Here is a 20,206-nt window from a genome sequence, read left to right as displayed (position 1 = left end):
CTCACAGTGGGGGCCTCCGGCACGGGTTTATGATAAACCCAGCCCGATATTGAAGGAGGACACCCCATGAAGAAATGGTTATTCACGCTCGGATTCGTGCTGGCGGCAACGCTGATTCTCTCCGCCTGCGGAAGCAAATCCGAGGACAAAGCCGCACCGGCCGCGAGCGCAGCGGCAAGCACCGCCGCCGGTGCCGCTAAAGAGATTACGATCAACGCGAAAAACTTCGAGTTCGACCAGAAAGAAATCAAGGTGAAAAAGGGCGACACGGTCACGATCACGCTGGCCAACAGCCAAGGCAATCATGGCCTCAAAATCGAAGGCTACGACAAAGAGATCAAAGGCAACGGTTCGGTAACCTTCACTGCCGATAAGGCCGGCTCGTTCAACTTCGCCTGCTCCATCATGTGCGGACAAGGGCATGCCAAGATGACCGGCACCTTGATCGTCGAATAACCGAGATGAACAAGCGCTTCCCGTAAGGGAGGCGTTTTTTTGTATTTGTCGCAACCTGTCACAAAGCGTTCACGCCGGATGTGATATTTGTCACAGAGGAAAACCCGGCTCACTCCCTACAATGAAGGCAAGACATCGACAGACGGGAGGTCATTTCGAGATGAAGAAAAAAGATAAGCCTTCTCTCAAGGGGACGTTCGTCTCCGTCATGCTGCTGGGCGCTTTCATCCTGGTCGCGTGGATCGGCGTTTTCGCGCTTTATATGGCCCGTAACTAAAAAGGAGTGGACTTCATGCATCTTCACCGTCTAGAGAAAATTTGGCTCAGCATCGGCATCGGGATGCTCGCGATCTTTCTGATCGTGCTCGGCACGATGGCCTTCACCATGGGGATGGCGCCCCCCAGCATGGATCACCACACGATCGATCCTACGAAGGTGAACCAAACGGCTCCGTTCGACAAGCCGGGCATCACCCAAACCGGCAACAAACAATATGAAGCGGTCATCGTCGCCTATGCATTCGGCTATGAGCCGCAGAAGCTCGAAGTACCGGCCGGCTCCACCGTGGATTTCATGGTCACGACTTCGGACGTCGTACACGGCTTCTCGATCGTCGGAACGAACGTCAACATGATGATCGAGCCCGGCGAAATCAGCCATATCAGCCACACGTTCGATGAACCGGGCGAGTATCTGATCATCTGTAACGAGTATTGCGGCACCGGCCACGAATACATGAAGACCACCATTGTCGTCAAGTAAGGGGAGAATAGGATGAAAAATTTCGATCGAAGCGACGGCAAGCTGGTTATCGCGCATATTCTGTTCGCGTTCGCGGCGCTGCTCGTCGGCGGCATCGCGGGGATGTTGCAGGGGATGGTCCGAGGCGGTACGATCACGCTTCCCGCGAACATCGGCTATTACGAGCTGCTGACCGCGCACGGCGTCCTCATGGCACTTATTTTCACGACGTACTTCATCATCGGGTTCCTCTACTCCGGCGTATCGCACACGCTGGGCGGCAAGCTGCTGCCGGCTTCGAAAAAGCTGGGGTGGGCCGGTTACTGGACCATGTCCGTAGGCACGGTGATCGGGGTCGTCGTCATTCTGCTCGGCAAAGCGACCGTGCTGTATACGTTCTACGCGCCGATGAAGGCGTCGCCGTGGTTCTATATCGCGCTGGCTCTCGTGGTCATCGGCAGCTGGCTGAGCGGCTTCGGCATCTTCCTGCAATACCGCCGCTGGAAGCGGACGAACCCCAACAAGCTGTCTCCACTGTTCGCCTACATGTCCGTCGTTACGATGCTGCTGTGGCAAGTCGCCACGATCGGCGTGGCCATCGAAGTCGTCGTGCAGCTGATCCCGTGGTCGTTCGGCTGGGTGGATACGGTCAACGTGGTGCTGAGCCGCACGCTGTTCTGGTACTTCGGCCATCCGCTCGTTTACTTCTGGCTGCTGCCGGCTTACATTTGCTGGTACGTCGTCATTCCGAAAATCATCGGAGGACGCATTTTCAGCGATTCTCTCGCGCGGCTGTCGTTCATGCTGTTCCTGCTGTTCTCGATTCCGGTCGGTTTCCACCATCAGTTGATGGAACCGGGTATCTCGACCTTCTGGAAATACCTCCAGGTCGTGCTCACCTTCATGGTCATCGTTCCGTCGCTCATGACGGCGTTCTCGCTGTTCGCGACGTTCGAGCTGAACGGACGCGCGAAAGGAGCGAAAGGCCTCTTCGGCTGGATGAAGGTGCTGCCGTGGAAAGACGTCCGTTTCTTCGCGCCGTTCATGGGCATGCTGATCTTCATTCCCGCCGGTGCTGGCGGCATCATCAACGCCAGTAACCAGATGAACGCGGTCGTGCATAATACGCTGTGGGTCACGGGCCACTTCCATTTGACGGTGGCGACCAGCGTGGCACTCACGTTCTTCGGCATCGTATACTGGCTCATCCCAACCGTGACGGGGCGCATCCTGACGCCGAGAATCAACCGAGCAGGCATCATCCAGACGATCGTATGGTGCGTCGGGATGTTCATCATGTCGGGTTCGATGCATACCGTCGGTTTGCTCGGTTCGCCGAGACGGACGGCCTACACGACTTACGACGACAATCCGGACGCGATCCTGTGGATGCCTTACCACGTCGCCATGGCGGTCGGCGGCATCATCCTCTTCGTCGGCGTGCTGCTGATCATCGGCAACGTGATCGCCTTGCTCCGCGCTCCGAAAGGAGAAACCCAGTATCCGATCGGCGAAGTGTCGGAGAACGCAGAAGCGACGCCGCGTTTCCTGGAACGCTGGGGCCTGTGGCTTGGCATCGCCGTCGCGCTCATCCTGTTCGCGTATACGATTCCGCTCATCGATATGCTGCGGAACACGGTGACGTCGCCGGGATACGTGACGTGGTAACCCTTATGTTAAGGCCATATTGAGATCAAGCACGGATCCGCTCGCGGGCCCGTGCTTTTTTGCGTATGCCGGAATCTGTTATAGTAACGGAAGAGGGGCCGGTCCGATTCCACGGACGGCCTCCATATCCGACAGCGGGAGGTTCTCGAATCCAATGAGTCCTATGGGTACCGGCATGTCAGGAGGCAAAAGCGTCATCATCCGCCTGGAGATCAGGACGGATCGCATTCATTTCGGCCAGGTGGCAAGCGCCGTCGCCGTCACCGGAGGGGACATCGTCGCCATCGACGTCATCCACACGGGACGGGACTCGACGATCCGCGATTTGACCGTTATGGTGGTTGACAACGAGCATTTGGACCGGGTGCTTGAGGCTTTGAAAAGCTTGGAAGGCATCCGGGTCGTGAACGTATCGGACCGGACGTTCCTTCTGCACTTGGGAGGCAAAATCGAAATCGCTCCGAAAACGCCGATCCAAAACCGCGACGACCTGTCCAGGGTCTATACGCCTGACGTCGCCCGGGTCTGCATGGCGATCCGCGAGGATCCCGGCAAAGCGTTCACGTTGACGATCAAGCGCAATACGGTCGCCGTCGTCTCGGACGGGACGGCCGTGCTCGGTCTCGGCAACATCGGCCCGTACGCGGCCATGCCGGTCATGGAAGGCAAAGCGATGCTGTTCAAACAGTTCGCCGGCGTCGACGCGTTCCCGATTTGCCTGGATACGCAGGATACGGAAGAAATCATCCGCCACGTGAAGGCGATCGCGCCGGCGTTCGGCGGCATTAATTTAGAGGACATCGCTTCGCCGCGCTGCTTCGAGATCGAGAAGAGGCTCCGTGAGGAGCTCGACATCCCGGTTTTCCATGACGACCAGCACGGTACGGCCGTCGTATTGTATGCAGGTTTGATCAACGCGCTTAAGGTGGTCGGCAAGGAGCTCGGCAGCGTGAAGGTGGTCGTGTGCGGCGTCGGAGCGGCAGGCGTGGCCTGCAGCAAGATTCTGATGGCGGCAGGCGTCGGGGAAATCATCGGCGTCGACCGAGAAGGCATCTTGACGGCCGACAAGGAGTACGCGCAGCCGATGTGGCGGTGGTATGCGGAAAATTCCAATCCACGCAGGATCAGCGGGGGATTGGAAGAAGCCGTGGAGGGTGCCGATGTATTCATCGGTTTGTCGGCCGGCGGGCTTTTGAAACGGCATAACGTGCAGCGAATGGCACGGGATCCGATCGTGTTCGCGATGGCGAACCCGACGCCGGAAATCACGCCGGAAGAGGCCGAGGATATCGTCGGCGTCATCGCGACGGGCCGGTCGGACTATCCGAACCAGATCAACAACGTGCTTTGCTTCCCGGGTATTTTCCGCGGGGCGCTCGACTGCAGGGCGACCGAGATCAATGAAGAGATGAAGCTGGCGGCCGCGGAAGCGATCGCATCGGTCATCCGGGACGAGGAGCGGAACAAGCTCTATATCATCCCCAGCGTGTTCAACCAAGAGATCGTCAAGACGATCCGCGACCGGGTGGTGGAAGCGGCCATACGATCCGGCGTTGCCCGCCGGATTCCGCGGGAATTCCGGTAAGACGGTGACCGGTTTCGACGAAAAAACGCGTCCCCGGACAGGGAACGCGTCAAATATCGTCGAATATTAACGTCATTAACCGTTAATCAGCGCATCTTTCACTTTCCGCCATTCGTCGAGATGCTTCTCCAGCGTCTCGATCCAGTGGTTAACGTCGTTAATGAACGGCTCCCGGCTTTCCGAAGGGATCTGCGAATAGGAGGGCAGCCATGCGAATGGTAGTTCCGCCTCCGCGGGGAGGGAGCCCAGCAGCTTCTTGAGCTGGGTCTCGATCGGGCTGGCTTTGACGGCCGGCTCCGCCTCTACGGCTTCCGGCTCTGCAGCCGGTTTCGCTTTCTGCGCGGGCGGTTCCTTCGGTTCAGCCGCTCTTTTGGCTCGTTCGGCGCGGTTCATTTCGAACGTCGACCAGGTTTCGAGCAGTTCGCGGCCGGATTTGTACAGCAGCTTGTCCTTCGTGCCCGCGGAAATCTCTTTGTCCTTGAACAGCTTCGCGATTTTCTTGACGTCGCTGACCGGCAGCTCGTCCCGGGCAACGATGAGCGCGAGAGAGTCGCGATGCTCGAGCGGCAAGTCTTTCAGCGGCAGGAGCTGGTCTTCGGTCAGCTTGTCCTTGCGGATTTCGGTGCCGCCGACGATCAGCTTTTTGACTTTCGCGTCGAATTTCAGCAACTCCAGCTTGTTTTTGATATAGGCTTCGGGTTTGCCGAGCTTGCTGGAGAGATATTTGACGGAGCTCGTGAATTTCGGATCGTTCATCAGCTTGTGGAACGCTTCCGCTTCCTCGATCGGAGAGAAGCCTTCACGGGTTAAATTCTCCGCGATCTGCTCGAGGTAGATCTCCAATTCGTCCGTCACGTTCGACACGATGCAGGGAATCGTCGCGCGGCCCAGGTTTTTGGAGGCTTTGTAGCGGCGGTTGCCGTAAATGATTTTGTAGCGGCCGTTGTCGAGCGTTCTCACCTTGATGGGAGACAGCAGGCCGAGTTCCGAGATGCTGTTCATCAGCTCTTGGATCGCCTCGTCATCGAACTGGTAACGGGGCTGATCGGTATCTTCGTCGATCAAGTGCAGGGGAAGTTCGATCATTTCCATATGAATTCTCCTAACGTCCATGAGGGCTTGGGACCGGATGTCCGACTTGTTTTAGCTAACCATTTTGCGCGTCGGGCGTCAATACGTTTCGCTATACTCGTCTCTATCGGAATCAGGAAGGGGATCGGATATAATGGCTTTCGAAAGCGAGCACGTGCTCGTCTCGGAGACCGCGTTCGCCGTTCGCGACCGGATTCGCGAGATTTGCGCCGGACTGCCGGAGGCGGAGGAGAAAATCGACGGCTTCGGTCATACGACGTTTCGCGTGAGGGACAAGTCCTTCGTCATGATGGGCGAAGGCGAGAAGGGCTGGGGCGGCAATTGCAACATCAAAAGCGATAAGGAAACGCAGCAGGTGTTGATCCAAAAAGGTCCCTACATCCGCGCGCCTTATATCGGCCAGCATGGGTGGGTTCAGGTGGCAAACAAAGAGATCCGCGACTGGGACGAGTTCCGGGAGCTGATCATCGAAGCCTATCTTCGAGCGGCGCCGAAAAAGCTTGTCCAAGCCTATCATCAGCAATGATGCGACGGTATTGGTGATCATTCGCAACGATCCCGTATACAATGGGTAAACGGGAGAGTGAGTGGGATGGAGACTTTCGGCAGGGGCTGCCTGTACCTGATCGTCGGATTCATCGCGATTACCGTGTTCGCGTTCTTGACCGGCAGCACGATCCACATTCCATGGTTCATCCTGATTCCGGTCATTATCCTGGTATTCTGGCTGGCCGCGAAGAAAAGCAATAAATAAGAGGGCCCTCGCGGGTCCTCTTATTTGTCTATCATCGGTTCTTGAGCACGTCCGCGAGCGTTCGGACCCCGTCCTCGATTTGCCGCTCCGTGACATTACCGAAACCCAAAATGAGTTTGCTTTCGTAACGGCCTTTGCGGATGGCGAACGATTCCGCGGGGTAGACAAGCACGCCGCGTTCTTTAATCGCCTCCGTAAGCGCGTCGTCAAACCGGACACCTGAGAAATCGGCCACCAAATGCAAACCGGCGGCGTCTCCATCCGTTTCCACATCGGAACCGAACCATTGGCGTAAAGAAGCGAGCAGACGGGCTCGTCTTCGGGCATATACCCGCTTCATCCGGGCCACATGGCGATCCAATTGGCCCTCCGCCATGAATCGGGCCAGCGCGAGCTGGGGCAGCGCCGGGACATGGAAATCCGCCGTTTTCTTGATGTGGACAAGGGGCTCTACCAGCGCTTCCGGCACGACCATGTAACCGATCCGCAAGGCCGGGAACAATTTCTTGCTGAATGTCCCGACATAGATGACCCGCTCCGCGTCCCATTCCCGCATAGCGCGTACCGGCATGCCCGAATAACGGAACTCGCTGTCGTAGTCGTCTTCGATGATGTAACAGCCGGTACGGCGGGCATATTCGAGCAGCTGCAGCCGCCGCTGAATCGGGAGGATGCCCCCGAACGGAAATTGGTGCGACGGCGTGACGAACACCGCTGCCGGCCGAATCGCATCCTTCAGCTCCGTTACACATAAACCATGCCGGTCGACCGGTACGGGTTCCACGTTTGCGCCTGAGGAAACGAAGATATCGAGTATGAAATTCGCGGTCGGATCCTCCGTCACGATCGTTTTGCCTGGAGCCAGCAGCAGCTTCGATAGCAGCGATAACGCTTGCGTCGCGCCTGCCGTCACGATGACTTGGGCGGGCGAACAGCGGAAGCCCTTGGTTTGCAGCAGCAGGCGGGCGATCTGCAGGCGAAGCTCCGGCCCCCCGGCCGGGTCGCCATAACCCAAAACCGCAGGATCGGCGATTGCCGCGCATTCTCGATAGGCGGCGGTCCACCTGGCAAGCGGAACGTCTTGCAAGGACGGGAAGCTGGGCATGAAATCGATGTAAGGGTTGCGCTTCGTCCGCTCGAACGTGATCGGCATGGAAGACGCCGCATCTCCCGAGAGCGGACCTTCAACGAATCCGCCGCTTTTCCAGTCCGCGACAAAGGTACCCGAACCCACGCGACCTTCCACGTAACCCTCCGCGATCAACTGTTCATAAACCTCCACGATCACGGACCTTGACGCGCCGAGCTCGCCGGAGAGATCCCTCGTAGACGGCAGCCGCCGGCCGATTCTTAATTGCCCCTGCAATATCCGATCCCTTAGCAGAGCGTAGATCTGTTCGGTTTTCGTTCCTGCGGATGCCATGTCTCCGGTCATGCTCGTTTGCGCCCCTTTATCGGAAAATTGGTATGCTCAAAATTGCGCAAAAGTGGTCCTAAATAAAACTAATTTAGCATGATAGGATGAAATTGCCAACCGAAATGAAGAGGAATGAGGGGGAGGATCCGGATGGTTCGGAAAATGGTATTTCTCGCTCTGGCGATGTTCAGCTTGGGGACGGACCTGTTCGTGATCGGCGGCGTGTTGCCGAAGCTGGCCCAAGGTTTGTCGGTTTCGGCCGCCGCAGCCGGACAATTGGTTACGGTATTCGCGGTCACTTATGCGGTTACTGCGCCGTTTTTATCGGCAATGGCGGGCAAGTATCCCCGTAAACCGGTCATGATCGGTGCGATAACGGGATTCGCCTTGGCCAATCTCGGTTCCGCATTCGCCGTGAATTTCGCCATGCTGCTAGGCATGAGGGTGTTGGCGGCATTATGCGCAGCCACATTCTCGCCGTCGCTGCCGGCAACGGCGGCGCAATTGGCCCCGGCCGAGCGTCGGGGAGCGGCGCTGGCCATCGTCAACGGCGGATTGCCTGCCGCTCTGGTGGCGGGTGCGCCGCTCGGCACATGGATCGGCCAGGTTTTCGGCTGGCGGTGGAGCTTTCTGCTCGTGTTCGCTCTGACGATTACAGCGGCTGTAAGCCTGTGGCTCACGCTGCCGCAGCTGCCGCGGGCGGAAACCGCGTTGGTCCGCCGAAAGCTGTCATTCGCAGTGACTCCCGCTTACCGGGGAGGATGGGCCGTATCCTTGGGGTGGATTATCGCGACCTATGAGCTGCAAACGTATCTGCCGCAGATTTTATCCTCGCTCCTGAAGATGGACGCGGAGAGGACGAGTCTCGTCCTGCTGATGAACGGGATCGCCTCGGTCGTCGGAATCGTGCTCGGGGGTCTGTTCGCGGATCGTTGGAAGCCGGTGTCGACGATCCGATACGCCTTGCTGCTGATGGCGGCATCGTTCTTGATCATGCCGTTTGCGGTTCACTCTGCGATCGGATTCACGGCCGTCGTCCTGCTGTGGGGGATCGGACATTGGGGTTTTTATCCGTCGCAGCAGCATCAACTCGTCTCGCCGCGTCCAACGGAAGCCGGTACCATTTTGGCCTTCAACAGCTCCGTTGTCTATTTCGGGCAAGCGATCGGCGCCGGACTCGGAGGTCTGGTATACGCATCCGGCGGGTCGGGCATCGAGATCGCCTGGATCAGCGCGGGAGCCGCGTTGCTCGCATTGGCCGCCACGAAAACGAAACTGTATATCACGAAAAATGGAGGAATGAAACATGACGATTCGATTGCCGCATAAAGTCGGGACCGGCATCACGCCGAAGCAGTTCATGGAGGGGATGCAGAAGAACCGGGAGCGTTTTGAGGACATCTATCGAGCTTTCGAATGGCCGAATAGGGAGGATGAGCGATATTTTCGAGGGTTCGCCAACGCGAAAAACCTGCAGGTGCTGATCCTATGTACCGATTGGTGTCCAGACGTGATCTGGAACGTACCGCTGTTGTTCCGAATGCTGGAGGATGCCGGCGTGCCTGTCGAGGTGCTGCCTATGGAGGAGCATTTGGAGACGATGGACCTGTTTCTGACCGACGGAGGGCGTAACCAACCGATCGTGCTTTTCTTGGACGGGGAAGGAACGGTGCTGGGCAAATGGGGAGCAAGACCGGCTTACATTCAAGAAGTCATGAATGAATTCAGACGCAAAAATCCGGACCGCACGGATCCGGATTACCAAGAAAAGGTGTCCCGCGTCAGGAGGGAGATCGAAAGCATTTACCGCAGTACCGATTACGTGTCGGCCGTGGTGACGGAGGTCCGGCAGCTGATCGCGTCCTTCGGCGTTTAACGGCGGTCGATCGCTTCTTCCATCGTTTTGTCGGTCAGGTGGGCATAGATTTGCGTCGTCTCCGGAGAGGCGTGGCCGAGCTGCTCCTGGGTTTTGTACAAATCGTTCCGCAAGTAATAGTCGGTCGCGAAAGAGTGCCTCAGCTTGTGGACGGACAGGAACGGTTTTCCGAACCTTTTGGCGTATTTGACGACCATCTCCTGAATCGCCCGCTTCGTCATGCGCGAGCCTTCTTGGCGGCCGTTCGCGATCGCGAGAAACAGCGCCTTTTCCCGCTTCGGCGCTTTGTATCGGGTTTCGCGCTGGGCGAGGTATTGCTCCAGGTCTTCGACGGCGTCCTGGCGGAAGTAGACCGGCGTCTTGAAGGTGTCGTCGTTCTTCCCTTTGCGGTAGACGTAGACGAGCTTGCGCTTCATGTCGAGATCGTCCATATCGAGGTGGACAAGCTCCGACACGCGAAGACCGGAGTTGAGGATCAGGCTGACGATGCAGCAGTCGCGGATCCGGTTGAGCTCATGTGCGTAGGTTGCTTGCTTGTTGGCGGCTACGTCGTGCGCGTAGTCGTTGCGGATATAGTTGATGAACTCGATGATTTCCTGCTCCTGCAGCAGTTTGCCTTCGAGTTTTGCGGCCGTGTCCTTCGGTTTGTGCGTGCGTTTGACCGACACTTTGGCCATCACGTTGCGCTTGAGCAAGGGATAGAAGTTCTCGTCCTCCGCGATTTGGCTGAGATAGTGGAACAGGGAACGGAGGGAGGAGAGCTTGCGTGAAATGGTCGTTTTACCGTTGGCATGCTCTTTGCGTGTGGCGAGGAACATGCGGAAGTTGTCCACGCTGTCCATATGGAGCCGTTCGAGATCCTCGATCGGAATCGCACTCATCGTGGCGGCGCTCGTCAAGCCTTCCGCTTGCAGCCAAGAAAGGAACGTTTCGTAATCCCGCACGTATTCCAGCAAGGACGAGGGGGACAGATCGGGCAGTTTATAGTTAATGAACTTCTCGACGTACCAGGGCATGCCGGGAATGTGCTTCTCGAGCTCTTCGCGGTCTTTCTTTTTCTGCAGGTTCAACGCGTTTCGCCTCCCGGGCGGTAGTTACTTCCACTTTACCGGGCTCCGTCCGCGCTGGCAAGGGTCCCGCAACCTATGGCGCCGACATCGCGTCTATGGAAGAAAGAGTAAAATCGCGAGGGGGTCGACGGGAATGGGCGTGAGCGCGGGGGTTCGAAGCTTATTGCTGCTGGGGGTGCTGGCCTTGTCGGGATGCGGTGAACGGCCGCCGGCGGAGCAGGATATGACTTATTACGCGCAGGGGCTGGCCCAGATGGACTCGGTATTTAAAAAGTATGATTTGGCACATATCGGTTCCGGTGTGCAGACGGACGGCGTGCATCTGGAAGTCCGAAAACGACATGATCCGATGAAGCCGGTTTCGGAATCGGAAATCAAGTCGATTAAGGAAGCGATCTATGAGGAATATGACCGGGAATTCCCGCTCGTGATCGAGATATGGACGATGCCGGAGACCCCATCGGTGGACGGCAAAATTACGGGGATGGATGGCAAGAGGCTGCTTGTCACGGGACCGGCAGCAAAGGATGGGGCTGGACCCCGTGCCATGTGGCTGGGTGTGGGCGAGGACACCGTCATCGTAAATGGGAAGACGGGGGAACCGATGGCGTGGGATCAACTGAAAATCGGTTACAAAGTGAAAGCATGGAGCGAACCGCTCGTAGCGACGAGTTATCCTGAACAGTCCGGCTTATTGCGGCTGGAGGTCATGGAAGCCGTTGAAGGCGGCGGCGATTTGCAAGGGACCGTCACGAAAATCGGCATCGGCATTGAGGATACGACGCAACGAGAGCTGCAAGTCGACGGAAAACCGTATCTCGTGCTGCCAACGGCCGTATTTCGCAACGGAGATCGGGAAGCGAAGTTCGAGGATTTGAAGGAGGGTGACCGTGTCGCGGTCTGGTTCGCCGGTTATTCCGTCAACCCGGATGAACAAATGATCTCGCAGGTGGTGCTCACCCCCTGATGATTAACGGCGTTAACTTTGTTGCCGAACCATGCGTTCCGGCCGGACGATCTCGTTAAACTGCTCTTCCGTCAAGAGGCCGCTGCGCAAGGCAGCTTCTTTCAGCGTCAAGCCTTCTTTGTGCGCCGTCTTGGCGATCGAAGCGGCATTTTCATAGCCGATCAGCGGGTTCAGCGCTGTTACGAGCATGAGCGAGCGCTCCAGATGACCGGCGATCGCCGGCAGGTTCGGCTCGATGCCGACGGCGCAGTTGTCGTTGAAGGAATGGAGCGCGTCGGACAGCAGCCTGGCCGATTGGAGAAACGCGTAGGCGATGACGGGTTTGAACACGTTCAGTTCGAAGTTCCCTTGGCTGGCCGCGAAGCCGATCGCCGCGTCGTTGCCCATCACCTGGCAGACGACCATCGTCATCGCTTCCGATTGGGTCGGGTTCACTTTGCCCGGCATGATGGAGCTGCCCGGCTCGTTCGCGGGAATCGTGATTTCGCCGATCCCGCTCCGGGGTCCGCTGGCGAGCCAACGAACATCGTTGGCGATCTTCATCAGATCGGCGGCCAATGCTTTCAGAGCGCCGTGCACGAACACGAGCTCGTCGTGGCTCGTCAGGGCGTGGAATTTGTTGGCGGCAGAGACGAACCTTTTGCCGGTTTGCTTGCTGATTTCAGCCGCGACCCGGTCGCCGAACTCGGGATGGGCGTTAATGCCTGTGCCGACGGCGGTGCCGCCGATCGCCAGCTCGCGCAGGTTTTCGGCTGCGCTGCGGATCATCGATTCGCTCTTTTCCAGCATGCGGACCCAGCCGCTGATTTCCTGGCCGAGCGTAATCGGCGTAGCGTCCTGCAGGTGCGTGCGGCCGATTTTGATCACGTCTTGGAATTGCTCGCTTTTCTTGTGGAGGGTTTCTTTCAGGACGGTGACCGCGGGAAGCACCTTGTCTTCGATGGCGGACAATGCAGCCATGTGCATGGCGGTCGGGAACGTGTCGTTCGAGCTTTGCGACATGTTGACGTCGTCGTTCGGGTGGATTTTGACGCCGTTCCCGGACGCGAGGTGCGCGATGACTTCGTTCACGTTCATATTGGACTGGGTGCCGCTGCCCGTCTGCCATACGACGAGCGGGAAGTGGTCATCCCATTGGCCGGCTAAAATTTCGTCCGCCGCCCGGATGATCGCATCGGCTTTATCGGCGGCCAATTTGCCGAGATCGCGATTGACGGCAGCGGCACTTTTCTTCAGCAGGGCAAGGGAGCGGATCACCTCGATGGGCATACGTTCCGTCCCAATGCGGAAATTTTCCGAACTTCGCTGGGTTTGAGCCCCCCACATCCGGTCGGCAGGCACCGCGATTTCCCCGATCGTATCCTTCTCCATCCGAAAATCCATCGTCCATTCCTCCTTGTGCGAGAGCGTTCGAATATGGTTTATTACCTATATAGAATAACTCTGATTCGCCATGACACCAAATGAGGAAGTGACGAGATGGCTATCGCCCAAGTAACGATCGTTCCGATCGGGACCGGTTCCACGAGTCTGAGCGATTACGTCGCCGATCTGTTCCGCGTCTTGGAGCAAGAGGCTGCCGGGCTGCGGTACGAATTGACGCCGATGAGCACGATCATCGAGGGGGAGCTGGACGACATTTTGCGGGTGATCCGCCATATGCATGAAGCTCCGTTCCTGCAGGGTGCGCTGCGTGTGTCCACTTCGATTACGATTGATGACCGGAGAGATAAAAAGGGTTCGATGCAGCAGAAGCTGGAATCCGTGGAACGGAAGCTTGGCGGGGGGACGGAAGCTTGATTCGGCTGCATGCGATGTTTACGGACCATATGGTCCTGCAGAGAGAGAAAGCCGTACCCGTGTGGGGAACGGGGAGCGATGGCGAGCGCGTGGCCGTCGAATGCCGAGGACAGCGGGTTGATACGGTTGTTCGGGATGGAAGTTGGAGAGTGGAGCTGCCTCCGATGAGTGCCGGTGGATCGTTTGAGCTCACGGTGACGTCGGAAGAGCAGGTCATTGTGTTGCGCGATGTCTTATTCGGGGACGTGTGGCTGGCCGGAGGGCAGTCCAACATGGAATGGAGCCTGGTCGATGCGGCCGAAGGGCCGACCGAGCTCCCTCAGGCGGCTTTCGAGCAGTTGCGCTATTATCAAGTGCCGAAAATCGCTTATGAAGACGGACTTGAGCATGAAACTTCCTGGGTTGTCTGTACGCCGGAAAACGCGAAGGCGTTCTCGGCCGTTGCGTATTTCTTCGCCAAACGGGTGATGGCGGAAACGTCGGTCCCGATCGGCATCGTCGGCTGCAATTGGGGCGGCACCTCAGCCTCGTGCTGGGTAAACGAGGAGGTGCTGGAGAAGGATCCGGCGCTGCATGTTTACTTGGAGGAGTATCAGGAGAAGCTGCGCGATTTCTCTTGGGAGGCTTTTGAGCAAGAGGAGACGGAGTATAAGGGTAGGGTCGATGCGTACAATGAGCGTGCCGCGCAAGGCGTGCCAGCGTCTGAGTTGGGGGATTTCCCTTGGCCGCCGCCGTTCAGCCCTCGCAGCTTCATGCGGCCGAACGGCCTGTATCATGCAATGCTGCGGAAAGCCGCTCCGTATGCGCTGAAAGGATTCCTTTTCTACCAAGGAGAGTCCGACGCGGACAAAGCGCATTTGTACGATCGATTGATGGCCGCTTTGATAGAGTTGTGGCGTTCGGATTGGGAGGATTCGCAGCTGCCATTCTTGTTCGTCCAGCTGCCTGTGTTCGACAACGACGGAAATCCGGATGGGGACCAATGGCCGCTGCTTCGTGAAGCCCAGTGGCAGACCGCGCGCCGCGTGCTTGGTGCATGGCTAGCCGCCGTGTGGGAACACGGTGAGAAAACCGACATCCACCCTCGCCACAAGCAGCCGGTTGGAGAAAGGCTCGCCCTGCTCGCGCTGGAGCACGTGTATGGATTTGATGGCATCGAAAGCTCCGGGCCGGTGTGGGTGGATATGCGGGTTGAGGGAGATGCTGTGGTGCTCCGTTTTGATCATGCTGGTGCTGCAGGATTACGCGTTCGCGGCAGCGGAGAGTTGCAAGGCTTCGAGATTTGCGGTCCGGACCGTGCATATGTGGCTGCTGAGGCAGAGATCCGCGGGGATATGGTGATCGTGCACAGTGATCGCGTGAGGGAGCCGATCGGCGTTCGGTACGGCTGGGCGAACTACTCCGAAGCTAATTTGATGGGTTCCGGAGGGTTGCCGGCATTTCCTTTCCGGACGGATAGGCGATCGTAATCGCGGCTTGTTGTTTGGCGGCTTGGGGTAATGGTGGGAAGAGGGAAAATTGGGGGGGCGGTTCGCATGGTCGGAATCGGGTATGTCCTTTTATGGATTGTGCTGATTATCTTGCCGATCTACTCGGCATGGAAGAAACGATGGCTTGTCAGCGCCGTCTATGCCGCCGGCTGCCTGATCTTTCTTTACTCCGTCCTTCAGCACAGAGACGGTTGGGAAGATCTCGCCGATATCGCGACCCTGATCGTCGTGGTGATTCCTGTCTATCTTATTGCCTCAATTATATGGCTGATCGGCACCGGGAAGAAGCGTTCCCGCCGCTGAACTAAACGTAATAGGATCCGAAAGAATCGGAGACAGCTGCTTAGGCAGTTTGTCTCCTTTTTATTTTTCATATGGGGAGGAAGTGGGGGGATGCAGGGAATGAGGGATGAGCAGAATGGTATCATTTTGGAGAGATTGCCGGACGGTTGGTTGGCGGTGACGATGCCATACGTGGCCGAATGGGTGGATCGGTTACGGAAGATCCCCGGGCGAAAATGGGATGCCGAAATGAAAAGGTGGCGCGTGCCGGATAACGTGGAGTCTGTGAGATGGTTGTGTCACTATTTTCGGGAGGATCCCGTTGAGGTGATGTCGCCTTCGCTGTTGGAATCGTATCCAGAGTTTGCCAAGCTGAGAAGCGGTTCCGATTGGCGCTCGTTGGATCGCTTGGCCGATCGGATGAAGAGAAAAGGATACAGTGCCAGCACGCAGAAAGCTTATACCGGACATGCTCGGCGTTTTTTGGAGCAACTGGCCGCCCCCTTTTCGGAAACAATGCCGGAACATGTCCACCAGTATGTGAAAAAGCTGATGGCGGAAGACCGGTCGCACATCTATGTCAGCCAGGCGCTCAGCGCTTTAAAATTCTGGCTGTGCGAGGTGGAGAACCGGATCGGCTTCTCCAAGGCATGGATCATGCCGAAACGCGAGAAAAAGCTGCCCAGCGTGCTGTCCATGCAAGAGGTTACGCGACTGCTCGGTGCCATCCAGAATGTGAAACACCGCACCATTCTGACTCTCGTCTATTCGGTAGGTCTGCGAATCGGTGAAGTCGTGAAGCTGAAACGTCAGGATATCGATCCGGCGAGGAAGACGATCCATATCCGCCAGGGCAAGGGACGGAAGGATCGTTATACTGTATTGTCCGCTCAAGCTTATCGATTGTTGGAGAAGTACTTGAAAATGGTCCGAGTTGAAGACTATCTCTTCCCGAGCGGTGACGATCTGGGTAAGCCCATCAACGTGCGCACGATCCAACTCGTATTCTACCGCGCCAGGAGAGCCGCCGGCATTCTGAAGCCCGCGACCGTTCATACTCTGCGTCACTCCTTTGCTACGCATTTGCTTGAGGAGGGGACAGACCTGCGCTACATCCAAGAGTTGCTCGGTCACGCCAGCTCCAAGACGACGGAGATCTACACCCACGTCAGCATCAAAGACATCCGGAGAATCAAGAGTCCTTTAGATCGGATGATGGAGTCCGGGGATGAGGAGTAGGGAGATGTTCGCGAAAGAGGAAAAATGTGGATTTATAGCGAATTCGTATATCAGACGGTGGAAGAGTGTTATGCGAGTTCGTGGAATGGGAGTTATCTGAAAGAACCGAAAGGAGAATCATATGAAAAAATGGATAAAACTAATTTCATTAATATCTGTTCTTTTCATAATGAGTTGTACAAATGATAAAAAAGTAAGACCAGATACACCCGAGAACCTATCACTTCTTGCATCCTTAGCGATAAATAATCAAGACTATGAAACATTAAAGTCATATTTTACAGAAACGAGGAAAGAGACAATAAATAGTGAGTATTTTGCTAATCTTAAAGAAATAAAATCAAATGGAGCTGAATTCAGAACATATAGTTACATAAGAATTAATGGAAAGAGTTTATTACTCGAAATTATTAAAGATCAAGACACAAAGACATATAAAATACAGAACATCATGGTAGTACCAAAAGAACTTGAAGGATTATTTAATACACCTAACGGTAAATAAGAATGTTAAGTTTCTCGATGAAGCTGGTTCCTTCAGATAACACTGCATTCACGCGTCGCAGCCTTACGGCCGCTCGGTCCGCCAGATGCATTTTCGAAGAAGAGGATACAGGCGGACAACCCTGCGAGGCTAAGTGGCGAAGCCACCCGGCGACTTCGTCGCCTTAAGCCTCTCGGGTTCGTGAATGCGGGAACGTTACACGAAATCATTGCGTTTTTGAAAAGAGTAGGTGAGAACCATACAGAGTGAATTCGAAGAATTTACTTTAATTCTTAAAGAAATTAAAAAAAAAATTGATATTAACACTGATATGACATGGAGCGGCTACAACAACATTAATGAATTGAACAGTGAATTGGATTATCTTCTCCTAACTTTAAGTAATAAGGATAGATCTGCCATAGATAGAGTTGTATTTTTGTTTGCTCCAACTGGGACATTTCAAGAATTATCAATTTCAAATGGATGGCAAGATAGATATCTGGAACTTATAGTGATTGTCGATCAATATTCAAGTAGGCCCAAAACAAGAAATGATGGTTTATTTACAAGATTGAAGAGATATTTGCAGCGTAATCAACGAGGGCAATGACATCGTGTAACATCACATTCACGCTGCGGAGCCTGACGGCTCCTTGGTCCGCCCGAGGCATTTAAATGGAAGTAACTCAGGCGGACAACCCTGCGAACCTAACCGCATCGCGGCCGGTCACTTCGTGACCTTAAGGTTCTCGGGTTCGTGAATACCAGAGACGTTATCGGAAAGATCCGCTGATTAAAAACCAATAGATAAATTAGAGATTTGATTACTTAGGTCACGGTTGCCGTGACCTTTTTTCTATTTAACGACCCTCATCGTGAAGGAAGAGAAAGGAAATTCTTGACGGACATGGAATATGGAAAGTAGGCATTTCGAAGAAGAGATTTTGAAGATCAAGAACAGATGAAGATCAAGAACAGATGAAGATCAAGAACAATTAGAGAACCTTGAAAGTATTTCGAAGATGGCGGATCGATCCGATAACACCGTATTCATGCATCGCAGCCTGATGGCTGCTCGGTCCGCCCGAGGCATTTCGAGGGAGCTAATCCAGGCGGACAACCCTGCGAACCTAACCGCGTCGCGGTCGGCTCCTCCGGAGCCTTAAGGTTCTCGGGTTCGTGAATACGAGAGACGTTATCGGAAAGATCCGCTGATTAAAAACCAATAGATAAATTAGAGATTTGATTACTTAGGTCACGGTTGCCGTGACCTTTTTTCTATTTAACGACCCTCATCGTGAAGGAAGAGAAAGGAAATTCTTGACGGACATGGAATATGGAAAGTAGGCATTTCGAAGAAGAGATTTTGAAGATCAAGAACAGATGAAGATCAAGAACAGATGAAGATCAAGAACAATTAGAGAACCTTGAAAGTATTTCGAAGATGGCGGATCGATCCGATAACACCGTATTCATGCATCGCAGCCTGATGGCTGCTCGGTCCGCCCGAGGCATTTCGAGGGAGCTAATCCAGGCGGACAACCCTGCGAACCTAACCGCGTCGCGGTCGGCTCCTCCGGAGCCTTAAGGTTCTCGGGTTCGTGAATACGAGAGACGTTATCGGAAAGATCCGCTGATTAAAGACGATAAGAGACATTAGAGATTGATTACTTGGGTCGCGGTCGCCGTGACCTTTTTTGCTATATAACGACATAAAGCATTAAGGAAGAGAAAGGAAATTCTTGACGGACATGGAATAAGGAAAGTAGGCATTTCGAAGAAGTGATCAGTCGAAGACTAAGTGCAGAAGAACAAGAGCGGATTAATATCAAGAGCAGATGAAGATCAAGAGCAGATGAAGATCAAGAGCAGATGAAGATCAAGAGCAATAAGAAGAACCTTGGCAGTATTTTCGAAGAGGGCGGATCCATCCGATAACACCGTATTCACGCATCACAGCCTAGCGGCTGCTCGGTCCGCCAGAGGCATTTCGAGGATGCAGATCCAGGCGGACAACCCTACGAACCTAACCGCGCTGCGGCCGCCCCGCTGGGGCTTAAGGTTCTCGGGTTCGTGAATACGAGAGACGTTATGCGAAACCAGTGCGAGAAAGGAACAACAGGATGCTTACTTTAAGACTTACTAAAGACCTTTTGAAAGACATGAAAACAACTCCAGTTGAAGACGCCAATGTAGCTCCGTTTTTAAGCTGGCATGTAAATATATATATCTTGAACAAACGAAAACACATTGTCTTTGTGAACGATTTAACTAGATTAGCTATTATCATTGATGGAATAAGAACAGGGCAATTAGAGCGATTGAAAGATAAATTCTTGCTAACTTTTAGGGAATACTTACTCCGAGAGGGAGTTAACGAAACATTGATCAATAGATATTTAGAGTACTGCGCAGAAGTAGTTATTTCGAAGACAAACAACAGAAGTGTCCTAGGAACAATGAAAGAAGTTACATGGTTTGTTGAAGATGATTTTTACGATAATATTGAACGCTTGAAATGGCTGAATAGAATGATACATAAACCAATAGATTACATGGAACCGATCAAGTACTTTATAGAATCCTTATGGGATCATAAAAACTACAACACAGTTTGAAGATTATTCAGGGTGGCACTGGCATCGCATAACACCGTATTCACGCATCGCAGCCTGGTGGCTGCTCGGTCCGCCCGAGGAATTCCCAGGGAGCAGGAACAGGCGGACAACCCTGCGAACCTAACCGCGTCGTCGCGGCCGCCCGTTGGGCTTAAGGTTCTCGGGTTCGTGAATACGAGAGACGTTAGCTGACATTGCCTAAAAAGATGGAGTGGTAAGTTTGTGGGTCCCATATGAAAAAATCAGAAATCATCCGCAAGATTTTAATGTAAAGTACCATTTCTATTTACCACAAGAAGGCGGAAGAAAGAAAATACCTTATCAAGGATACAGATGTGATTTTGCATATGAAGAATATTACGTGGAAGACAAGTCAATATATGCGATCCATCCTGAATTTGAAGATGAATTAGGAAATATTATTTTAGTAGATGACAAACCGGTAAGGGCAAGTGGAACAGCTCGAATGTGGATCCTTTTTCAAGAAATGAGGGAGAAAGTACATAGAAATAGAATTAAAGTAGGGACTAAAGGTTATTTCATGGAAGGCTCCAGGAGAGTCGGTGAAGTGGAAGTAATAGAGATTATAGGACTACATACAAACAAAGAAAAATTGTGAGTATTTCTATGAAGAGGCAACATCAGCTAACACCGTATTCACGC

The 20,206-nt window shown here is 54.5% G+C and carries 22 protein-coding genes; 18 read left to right on the top strand and 4 right to left on the bottom strand.

Features of this window, described 5'->3' with window-relative positions:
* Nucleotides 1–66: 66 nt before the first annotated feature.
* The 5 genes from EAV92_RS08005 (at nt 67) to EAV92_RS07985 (ending at nt 4,451) form a co-directional block, all read left to right on the top strand.
* Complete coding sequence (locus EAV92_RS08005) at nt 67–456, top strand: cupredoxin domain-containing protein (RefSeq protein ID WP_123040576.1); 390 nt, start codon at nt 67–69, stop codon at nt 454–456.
* A 160-nt stretch (nt 457–616) separates the two neighbouring features.
* Nucleotides 617–733: a cytochrome c oxidase subunit 2A gene (locus EAV92_RS08000; RefSeq protein ID WP_241158477.1), complete on the top strand. Its 117-nt coding sequence runs from the start codon at nt 617–619 to the stop codon at nt 731–733.
* 15 nt (nt 734–748) lie between these two features.
* Entirely contained in the window at nt 749–1,219 is a 471-nt protein-coding gene (locus tag EAV92_RS07995) for a cytochrome c oxidase subunit II (RefSeq protein WP_123040574.1), read from the top strand.
* 12 nt (nt 1,220–1,231) lie between these two features.
* On the top strand, nt 1,232–2,866 hold the full coding sequence (locus EAV92_RS07990) for a b(o/a)3-type cytochrome-c oxidase subunit 1 (protein ID WP_123040573.1): 1,635 nt from the start codon (nt 1,232–1,234) through the stop codon (nt 2,864–2,866).
* Nucleotides 2,867–3,029: 163 nt separating this feature from the next.
* The gene (locus EAV92_RS07985; RefSeq protein ID WP_123040572.1) at nt 3,030–4,451 is read left to right on the top strand and encodes an NAD-dependent malic enzyme; all 1,422 of its coding nucleotides are present in this window, start codon (nt 3,030–3,032) and stop codon (nt 4,449–4,451) included.
* 75 nt (nt 4,452–4,526) lie between these two features.
* Here EAV92_RS07985 and EAV92_RS07980 read toward each other — a convergent pair whose 3' ends face one another.
* Complete coding sequence (locus EAV92_RS07980) at nt 4,527–5,543, bottom strand: ParB/RepB/Spo0J family partition protein (protein WP_123040571.1); 1,017 nt, start codon at nt 5,541–5,543, stop codon at nt 4,527–4,529.
* Between the two features lie 133 nt (nt 5,544–5,676).
* On the opposite strand from EAV92_RS07980, the gene EAV92_RS07975 reads away from it, so the two are divergent.
* Both EAV92_RS07975 and EAV92_RS24485 read left to right on the top strand, forming a co-directional pair.
* Nucleotides 5,677–6,069, top strand: coding sequence for an MmcQ/YjbR family DNA-binding protein (locus EAV92_RS07975; RefSeq protein WP_123040570.1), 393 nt, complete (start codon nt 5,677–5,679; stop codon nt 6,067–6,069).
* A 66-nt stretch (nt 6,070–6,135) separates the two neighbouring features.
* The gene (locus tag EAV92_RS24485) at nt 6,136–6,297 is read left to right on the top strand and encodes a hypothetical protein (RefSeq protein ID WP_164472681.1); all 162 of its coding nucleotides are present in this window, start codon (nt 6,136–6,138) and stop codon (nt 6,295–6,297) included.
* Nucleotides 6,298–6,328: 31 nt separating this feature from the next.
* On the opposite strand, the gene pdxR is transcribed toward EAV92_RS24485, so the two are convergent.
* Nucleotides 6,329–7,732, bottom strand: a complete 1,404-nt coding sequence (gene pdxR / locus EAV92_RS07970) for a MocR-like pyridoxine biosynthesis transcription factor PdxR (RefSeq protein ID WP_123040569.1) — start codon at nt 7,730–7,732, stop codon at nt 6,329–6,331.
* Between the two features lie 132 nt (nt 7,733–7,864).
* Here pdxR and EAV92_RS07965 point away from each other — a divergent pair, with 132 nt between their 5' ends.
* Both EAV92_RS07965 and EAV92_RS07960 read left to right on the top strand, forming a co-directional pair.
* Nucleotides 7,865–9,043 (top strand): MFS transporter, encoded by a 1,179-nt coding sequence (locus EAV92_RS07965; RefSeq protein ID WP_164472680.1) that lies wholly within the window; start codon nt 7,865–7,867, stop codon nt 9,041–9,043.
* The gene (locus tag EAV92_RS07960; protein ID WP_123040567.1) at nt 9,021–9,590 is read left to right on the top strand and encodes a thioredoxin family protein; all 570 of its coding nucleotides are present in this window, start codon (nt 9,021–9,023) and stop codon (nt 9,588–9,590) included. Before EAV92_RS07965 ends, EAV92_RS07960 begins: the two co-directional genes overlap by 23 nt.
* Here the strand turns inward: EAV92_RS07960 and xerS are convergent.
* A complete protein-coding gene (gene xerS, locus EAV92_RS07955; RefSeq protein WP_123040566.1) occupies nt 9,587–10,660 on the bottom strand; it encodes a tyrosine recombinase XerS in 1,074 nt (357 codons plus the stop codon). The two genes, EAV92_RS07960 and xerS, sit on opposite strands and share 4 nt — an antisense overlap.
* A gap of 133 nt (nt 10,661–10,793) precedes the next feature.
* Between xerS and EAV92_RS07950 the strand changes: the two genes are divergently transcribed.
* Complete coding sequence (locus EAV92_RS07950; RefSeq protein ID WP_123040565.1) at nt 10,794–11,627, top strand: hypothetical protein; 834 nt, start codon at nt 10,794–10,796, stop codon at nt 11,625–11,627.
* A gap of 12 nt (nt 11,628–11,639) precedes the next feature.
* Here EAV92_RS07950 and fumC read toward each other — a convergent pair whose 3' ends face one another.
* Nucleotides 11,640–13,010, bottom strand: coding sequence for a class II fumarate hydratase (gene fumC, locus EAV92_RS07945; protein ID WP_123040564.1), 1,371 nt, complete (start codon nt 13,008–13,010; stop codon nt 11,640–11,642).
* Nucleotides 13,011–13,106: 96 nt separating this feature from the next.
* On the opposite strand from fumC, the gene EAV92_RS07940 reads away from it, so the two are divergent.
* From EAV92_RS07940 to EAV92_RS07915, 8 genes are all read left to right on the top strand, one after another.
* Nucleotides 13,107–13,427: an MTH1187 family thiamine-binding protein gene (locus tag EAV92_RS07940; protein ID WP_123040563.1), complete on the top strand. Its 321-nt coding sequence runs from the start codon at nt 13,107–13,109 to the stop codon at nt 13,425–13,427.
* Nucleotides 13,424–14,896 (top strand): sialate O-acetylesterase, encoded by a 1,473-nt coding sequence (locus EAV92_RS07935; protein WP_123040562.1) that lies wholly within the window; start codon nt 13,424–13,426, stop codon nt 14,894–14,896. The genes EAV92_RS07940 and EAV92_RS07935 overlap by 4 nt, the downstream gene beginning before the upstream one ends.
* 66 nt (nt 14,897–14,962) lie before the next feature.
* Nucleotides 14,963–15,220 (top strand): hypothetical protein, encoded by a 258-nt coding sequence (locus tag EAV92_RS07930; protein ID WP_123040561.1) that lies wholly within the window; start codon nt 14,963–14,965, stop codon nt 15,218–15,220.
* A 90-nt stretch (nt 15,221–15,310) separates the two neighbouring features.
* A complete protein-coding gene (locus EAV92_RS07925) occupies nt 15,311–16,438 on the top strand; it encodes a tyrosine-type recombinase/integrase (RefSeq protein WP_123040560.1) in 1,128 nt (375 codons plus the stop codon).
* A gap of 121 nt (nt 16,439–16,559) precedes the next feature.
* Nucleotides 16,560–16,943, top strand: a complete 384-nt coding sequence (locus EAV92_RS24480; RefSeq protein WP_164472679.1) for a hypothetical protein — start codon at nt 16,560–16,562, stop codon at nt 16,941–16,943.
* Nucleotides 16,944–17,172: 229 nt separating this feature from the next.
* On the top strand, nt 17,173–17,535 hold the full coding sequence (locus tag EAV92_RS24475; RefSeq protein WP_164472678.1) for a hypothetical protein: 363 nt from the start codon (nt 17,173–17,175) through the stop codon (nt 17,533–17,535).
* 1,513 nt (nt 17,536–19,048) lie between these two features.
* Entirely contained in the window at nt 19,049–19,543 is a 495-nt protein-coding gene (locus tag EAV92_RS07920) for a DUF6933 domain-containing protein (protein WP_123040559.1), read from the top strand.
* Nucleotides 19,544–19,763: 220 nt separating this feature from the next.
* Nucleotides 19,764–20,162 carry a hypothetical protein gene (locus EAV92_RS07915; protein ID WP_123040558.1) on the top strand — a complete coding sequence of 133 codons (399 nt, stop codon included), beginning with the start codon at nt 19,764–19,766 and terminating at the stop codon, nt 20,160–20,162.
* Nucleotides 20,163–20,206: the final 44 nt, after the last annotated feature.

Origin of the sequence: Cohnella candidum (genome assembly GCF_003713065.1) — a bacterium.
Classification (GTDB): Bacteria; Bacillota; Bacilli; order Paenibacillales; family Paenibacillaceae; genus Cohnella; species Cohnella candidum.
This window is presented reverse-complemented; position numbering and strand designations above follow the sequence as displayed.

Coding starts and splice junctions, on each gene's coding strand:
- EAV92_RS07975 (WP_123040570.1), top strand. CDS start 5,677: ATGGCTTTCGAAAGCGAGCACGTGCTCGTCTCGGAGACCGCGTTCGCC.
- EAV92_RS07930 (WP_123040561.1), top strand. CDS start 14,963: ATGGTCGGAATCGGGTATGTCCTTTTATGGATTGTGCTGATTATCTTG.
- EAV92_RS07960 (WP_123040567.1), top strand. CDS start 9,021: ATGACGATTCGATTGCCGCATAAAGTCGGGACCGGCATCACGCCGAAG.
- EAV92_RS07965 (WP_164472680.1), top strand. CDS start 7,865: ATGGTTCGGAAAATGGTATTTCTCGCTCTGGCGATGTTCAGCTTGGGG.
- EAV92_RS24485 (WP_164472681.1), top strand. CDS start 6,136: ATGGAGACTTTCGGCAGGGGCTGCCTGTACCTGATCGTCGGATTCATC.
- EAV92_RS07920 (WP_123040559.1), top strand. CDS start 19,049: ATGCTTACTTTAAGACTTACTAAAGACCTTTTGAAAGACATGAAAACA.
- EAV92_RS07980 (WP_123040571.1), bottom strand. CDS start 5,543: ATGGAAATGATCGAACTTCCCCTGCACTTGATCGACGAAGATACCGAT.
- EAV92_RS08005 (WP_123040576.1), top strand. CDS start 67: ATGAAGAAATGGTTATTCACGCTCGGATTCGTGCTGGCGGCAACGCTG.
- EAV92_RS07950 (WP_123040565.1), top strand. CDS start 10,794: ATGGGCGTGAGCGCGGGGGTTCGAAGCTTATTGCTGCTGGGGGTGCTG.
- EAV92_RS07985 (WP_123040572.1), top strand. CDS start 3,030: ATGGGTACCGGCATGTCAGGAGGCAAAAGCGTCATCATCCGCCTGGAG.
- EAV92_RS07995 (WP_123040574.1), top strand. CDS start 749: ATGCATCTTCACCGTCTAGAGAAAATTTGGCTCAGCATCGGCATCGGG.
- pdxR (WP_123040569.1), bottom strand. CDS start 7,732: ATGACCGGAGACATGGCATCCGCAGGAACGAAAACCGAACAGATCTAC.
- EAV92_RS24480 (WP_164472679.1), top strand. CDS start 16,560: ATGAAAAAATGGATAAAACTAATTTCATTAATATCTGTTCTTTTCATA.
- fumC (WP_123040564.1), bottom strand. CDS start 13,010: ATGGATTTTCGGATGGAGAAGGATACGATCGGGGAAATCGCGGTGCCT.
- EAV92_RS07940 (WP_123040563.1), top strand. CDS start 13,107: ATGGCTATCGCCCAAGTAACGATCGTTCCGATCGGGACCGGTTCCACG.
- EAV92_RS07990 (WP_123040573.1), top strand. CDS start 1,232: ATGAAAAATTTCGATCGAAGCGACGGCAAGCTGGTTATCGCGCATATT.
- EAV92_RS08000 (WP_241158477.1), top strand. CDS start 617: ATGAAGAAAAAAGATAAGCCTTCTCTCAAGGGGACGTTCGTCTCCGTC.
- EAV92_RS07925 (WP_123040560.1), top strand. CDS start 15,311: ATGCAGGGAATGAGGGATGAGCAGAATGGTATCATTTTGGAGAGATTG.